The 2,575-nt window shown below is 45.8% G+C and carries 2 protein-coding genes; one reads left to right on the top strand and one right to left on the bottom strand.

Annotation, left to right across the window (positions count from 1 at the left end):
- Positions 1 to 43: 43 nt before the first annotated feature.
- Positions 44 to 1,474 (bottom strand): PLP-dependent aminotransferase family protein, encoded by a 1,431-nt coding sequence (locus AB4653_RS10380; protein WP_102258252.1) that lies wholly within the window; start codon positions 1,472 to 1,474, stop codon positions 44 to 46.
- 122 nt (positions 1,475 to 1,596) lie between these two features.
- Here AB4653_RS10380 and AB4653_RS10375 point away from each other — a divergent pair, with 122 nt between their 5' ends.
- Positions 1,597 to 2,496 (top strand): DMT family transporter, encoded by a 900-nt coding sequence (locus tag AB4653_RS10375; protein ID WP_102258251.1) that lies wholly within the window; start codon positions 1,597 to 1,599, stop codon positions 2,494 to 2,496.
- Positions 2,497 to 2,575: the final 79 nt, after the last annotated feature.

Raw genomic sequence — 2,575 nt, 5'->3', positions numbered from 1 at the left:
CGTTTATTCATTGTTGAATGATCTAGCAGTCAGAAATATTCGATTAGAAAGAAGTATGCTTCGCGATTATTTTCGCTAGTGTCACAACCCCTTCTTTCCACTCTTTACTCTCTTCGATGTTCGCTACCGTGAAGCGCAAGCAGTGTTTATATTGATCGTTTGTCCCAAAGACTGTGCCAGGTAATATTCCCAATTTGTGCTTCAAACAATCTTGATAAATCGCGTAGCTATCGACCGATTCAGGTAACGTGATCCAGTTTAAAAAAGATCCCTCAGGCTTTGACAGATGGTAGCGGCCAACAAGGTGTTCATAGCCATCAAGCGCTTGTATTAACAGGCTTTGGAATTGCTTTTGATTGACTTGGTAGAGTCGTTTCATTTTGGATAAGTGGCTGCGATATTTACCGGTAGTGAGAAATTGACCCACCGCGGATTGCATTAAATTGGAGCTGCCCATGTTGTCGCATAACAGGTATTTTTCAACTTGAGCCTGGTAACGACCTGAGAGTAACCAGCCAATACGCAAGCGAGAATCTAAGGTCTTGGACAAAGAGTTGACGTAAATGACTCGATCTTGGTCATCAAGCTCTTTGAGGCTGGCAATGGGTGTGTCGAATGCCAAGCTACCGAACACATCGTCTTCGATAATCGGTAAAGATCCGGTGATTTCCAGTAATGCTTTTCGGTTCGCCAATGGCATCCGTGAACCGGTTGGATTGGTAAAGTTTGGCGTTAGTAGCAAGGTTTTCACTTCCCATTTGTCCAACGCACTCTGTAGTGAAGGAATGTCGATTCCGTGGCTGACGCTGCTTGGTATTTCAAGGGCTTGCAAGCCAAGTGATTCAAGTAAAAGTAGATTACCGAAATAACAGGGCGACTCGACCGCCACGATGTCTCCCGGTTTGGTTAATGCACGTAAAGCCAGACTGATCGCCTGTTGAGCACCATGTGTAATTGCAATTTCATTCGATCCCGCAGGCACGCCTAGATCATGGGTGATCTTTAGCAACTGCTTTACTAATTGCTCATCGCCGGGAGGTAATTGGTAATAACCGGGAAGCTGAGTTTGCAAACGGCTATGGCGACCGATTTCGGCGTACAAGCTACGAATGGCAGGGTTATTAATGTTCGGGTGTGCAGAACCAGCAAGCAGTTTCAAGCGACCTTTCGGACGGGAGAGTACAGATTTGGTGACCGACAAGAGGTCGACTTTTTGAGGCTGGCTCGGTGCATCCCAGATGGTGGTGTTCGGTGTTTTCACACGATAGCCTGATTTAGGCACAGAATAAACCCAGCCCGTCGCTTCCAGTTCTTGATAAGCGCGAATCACGGTGTTTTTGCTCACACCGAGTTGTTCACTGAGTTGACGAATGGAAGGCAAGCGGTCGTCTGGGTGAAAGAGCCCTTTATCGATCTGAGCCTTAATGTGTTGTTCTATAGCGAGATATTTATTGCCGCTGAGTTTTTCTTCCACGTTTCCCCCTTGTAACTCACACTTAATCTGTAACCATTTAAAGTGTTATATCTGTATCTTTATTAGTTATCTGTACCCAACTAAGGTAACAGCATTGATGAAGAGTTGACCAGAGGTTTGTAATGCTGATTAAAATGATTCCGTTTGTGTTTGTACTATTGTGGTCGTCAGGCTTTGTTGGCGCCCGTCTTGGTGTTGAATACGCTGAACCCGCAACGTTACTTTCACTTAGGATGGTAGCCAACGTGGCGCTATTCTTGGTTTTGATTTCAATCCTTAAGCGTCGTATTCCTCGTGGTCGAGCATTTTTTCACGCTTGTGTGGTGGGCATTTTGATTCATGGCTTCTACCTTGGTGGCACTTATCTCGCGATTGATATGGGTATGCCCGCCGGGTTGAGTTCTCTACTTGTTGGCTTACAACCGATTCTGACGGCATTGATAATGATCAGCTGTACTTCACAGCGTTTTAATTTTGCACAGTGGCTGGGATTAGCGCTCGGTTTTGCGGGTATTAGCTTGGTGTTGATGGGCAATATTGAATGGCAGTCAGACGACCAAAAAGGCCTGGCAACGTTATTGTGTTTGGTTTCTTTGGTGGGTATTACCTGCGGCACTTTGTATCAGAAGCGCTTCTGTCAGGGGACAGATATGGTCGGCGGTGCGATGGTGCAATACTTGGCTTCTGCTGCGTTGTTTCTACCGTTCGCAATGCGTTACGAAACTATGCAAGTGAACTGGACTGTAGAATTCACGTTGACTCTAATCTGGCTGGTGGTGGTTCTGTCTTGTGTTGCCATCCTTTTGCTGCTTTACATGGTAGAGCATGGCGCTTCTTCAAGTGTGGCATCGGTGTTTTACTTAGTGCCACCGACGACAGCCATCCAAGCGTGGCTCATTTTTGGAGAGTCATTCGACATTTATGGCGCAATAGGCTTCGCGTTGTCAGCAACCGCTGTTTATCTGGTGGTGAAAAAGCCTGAGTTGATTAAGTTCCGTAGACGAACAGCATTAGAGAGGTAATGTGTCAACCAAAATTATACCAATCGTAGTAACTAACTGGTCACCCTAGCTTGTTAAGAATCTCGATAACTTCGTTAGA

Origin of the sequence: Vibrio sp. 10N.222.48.A3, assembly GCF_041475345.1 — a bacterium.
In the GTDB taxonomy this organism is placed as follows: Bacteria; Pseudomonadota; Gammaproteobacteria; order Enterobacterales; family Vibrionaceae; genus Vibrio; species Vibrio tasmaniensis_A.
The sequence above is the reverse complement of the archived record's forward strand: the minus strand, read 5'-3'. Positions and strand labels throughout refer to the sequence as shown.

What these genes read in the sequence shown, in the direction of transcription:
- AB4653_RS10375 (WP_102258251.1), top strand. Translation starts at nt 1,597, where the DNA reads ATGCTGATTAAAATGATTCCGTTTGTGTTTGTACTATTGTGGTCGTCA.